Origin of the sequence: Lentilactobacillus senioris (genome assembly GCF_026798195.1) — a bacterium.
Taxonomy (GTDB): domain Bacteria; phylum Bacillota; class Bacilli; order Lactobacillales; family Lactobacillaceae; genus Lentilactobacillus; species Lentilactobacillus senioris_A.
The window spans coordinates 1-2535 of the sequence record NZ_JAPQEZ010000022.1 but is presented as its reverse complement, the minus strand read 5'-3'; the positions used below and the strand labels follow the sequence as shown (position 1 = coordinate 2535).

The following is a 2535-nucleotide window of genomic DNA, read 5'->3' as shown; positions in this document are numbered from 1 at the left end:
TCACTGCTTACGAGGACGCCCTCTTTTTTTATGTGGTTTTTAATCCATTCAATGCCATCTTCAGATATTAATTTAACTTTGCCCGTTTCCATGAGCATTTCACTTGGCAACTCGTTAGGGTGCCGTCTTAACCAAACACTCACGTACGTACTACCTCGTTCAAGCTTGAGACTAGCTTGAGCTAAGCTAAACCATTCCTGTTTCTTTGTCACATGTGAATACTCCTTTCCCTATATTATGGGTTCATTGTACCATTAAATGAGCACGTTGGTGCACTTTTAATTTTACATTTAGATTACAAGTGCATGCCCCCATCTTCATGCCGGTTTCGAGTTTGGTGTTGCCGTTGCTTTTTCGTCATTTCCCACTCAGTCTCCTTTAAACCTTGCGCCTGTTTTTGCCGTTGGTAATCTTCATCACGGGCATATAGGGCGGTCATGATTGCGTTACTAAAGGCCGTCTTTAAGTAATAGTCTGGACTAACTGGCTTGTAGTTCAGTGGTTGATAATGTCCGATATTTGCTTTTCTGTACTGGTCGTCCTTGGCTTGTTGCCCTTTTAACTGTTTTTGGATTTTCTCGATCTGACTGTTCTTAATCGTTGGATCGACTTTACATTCACCCAAAAAGAGTTGTTTAGTGCCGTCATGCTTTAAAACCCGTTGTAAGTGATGATTCTCTAACTGATCTAAGCTAAGCTGTCCCGATAAATAAGCTAGTCCTTGTTGATGTTCTTGGGTACTGAAAACCCTCGGTGGGTTTTCCTGCCACTGTGCGATTGTTTCAACCTTGCACGGCTTTAAAACAGGATCATAGTACATCACGGCTGTATAGGCTTGTTCCTGTTTAATCAATGGCAATCCATCTAAATCACCTTTGGGAAAGGCTCTTTTCAATACTTCATGGTATTGCGTTTGAATGACTTGCTTAACGGCCATGATTGTCCGTAGGTCTTTGACTGCTCGAGTAATCTTTTGCTGTTCTGCTGGTGAATACTTTTCTAGTAGTCCTTTATCGACGTGTTCCAGGCTTTCTAAGCTATCAGAGTGGATCATTAGCGTATATTTCAGATCAATTTTGGCCTCTTTTTCTTGTTGCATTAATAACTTCCAGCCAACGTATGGCCGCTTGGTAAAGGTCAATAATTGCTGGGTCAATAAATCATCACGAATATTCATTAAACGTTCGTTTAATTCACTGCCTTTGAAAACTGTTTGCTCGCTTTCGGTTTCCTTAATTAATTCTCGTCTTTCAGCTTGTGTGTTCTGTTCAAAATCAAGCTCTGGATAAAGTTTTTTCGTAGTACGATCGACCACTTTATTTAAGAGTTCATCTGCCTTTTTTAATGAGCTTTCTTGTTGGTTAATTGTCAATAATTGTTTAGTCACATCTTCACCAACCGCATGTTTAATTAAGGTGCTGTTTTTCCAATTAAATAGCATGCGCCGCTTATCATCTAAGTTCTCCAAACTGATATAAGTTTTCAGTTCATGGCTTAACTCTTTAACTACCCGTTTTTCATTAAACGAGAAGTGTTTACTTAGGCTATCTAAATGACCTCTATTGATTACTTTTTCTTGGTTATTTTTATAACTGGCTTTGGCCTTGCGATAGTCCTTAACTTGTTGGTTAAATTCTTTTCTTTCATGCCGCTTACTATTGATTCCCTCATGTTGCATTGGGGTATCATCTATTCCCTGCTCGATAAATGATTTTTCGCTGATCCGATCGGGAATATTTTTTTGCTCTAAAACTTGATTTACACTAACCGCCCAATTGTGCCGCCATTCAGTTATTTTTTCTTTTTTATCCCAATCAACTAGCCACACCTTTCTTGATCTTGGAAAACGACTATTTCCTGTATAAGTCTTGTTCCCATTTTCATCTAATATATTTTCTCTTTTACTTTTCAATCCCCATGTTCCGTCTGGATTAAATGGACGATTAGTTAGCATAACATGAGCGTGCGGATTATCTGGGTGCTCTCTATGAATTGCTACGTCGGCAACCATACCCTCATCAACAAAATTTTCTTGTACATATTTTGTCAATAATTCTTTCTGTTCATCTTCACTTAATTCAACTGGTAAAGCCACGTTAAACTCTTTTGCATAGCGTGAATTTGCTCGCCGATCTTTTCTTTCGACTTCATTCCATAATTTCTCTCTATCACTCGCCCATGCTGGCGCATTCTTTGGTGTCAAAATAAAGCTTTCTGGCGTGACTGACCGAGCATAAAAATAGCTTCGGCCTTCTTTTTGATCGAATAACTTTTCACCACTTCGATAAGCAGATCCAGCAATAGCACTACGTCCTTTACCAGCACTAATATTTTGAAAACTCATGTGAAAAATTGCCATGTCGGTCACCACCTTTCTTTGGGTTTATGGGTTTGCTTTTGTTGTCGCTAACGGCGACTTCTGATACAAGGGTTTAGCACAATAACACAACCAACTTTAGTTGTTGTGTGTAAGTGCGCATTTACCTCGTTTTACTCGGTCTGCTGATTCTCCTGAATTTACTTTTAGTGTATGCC

General features: G+C 39.3%; 2 protein-coding genes. Both read right to left on the bottom strand.

What is annotated here, in order from left to right; translation table 11 throughout:
• Positions 1–212, bottom strand: a 212-nt coding sequence (locus OXT66_RS09505; RefSeq protein ID WP_268597048.1) for a hypothetical protein, incomplete at its 3' end; no start/stop codon positions are given.
• Positions 213–295: 83 nt separating this feature from the next.
• The gene (gene mobQ / locus OXT66_RS09500; protein WP_268597047.1) at positions 296–2359 is read right to left on the bottom strand and encodes a MobQ family relaxase; all 2064 of its coding nucleotides are present in this window, start codon (positions 2357–2359) and stop codon (positions 296–298) included.
• Positions 2360–2535: the final 176 nt, after the last annotated feature.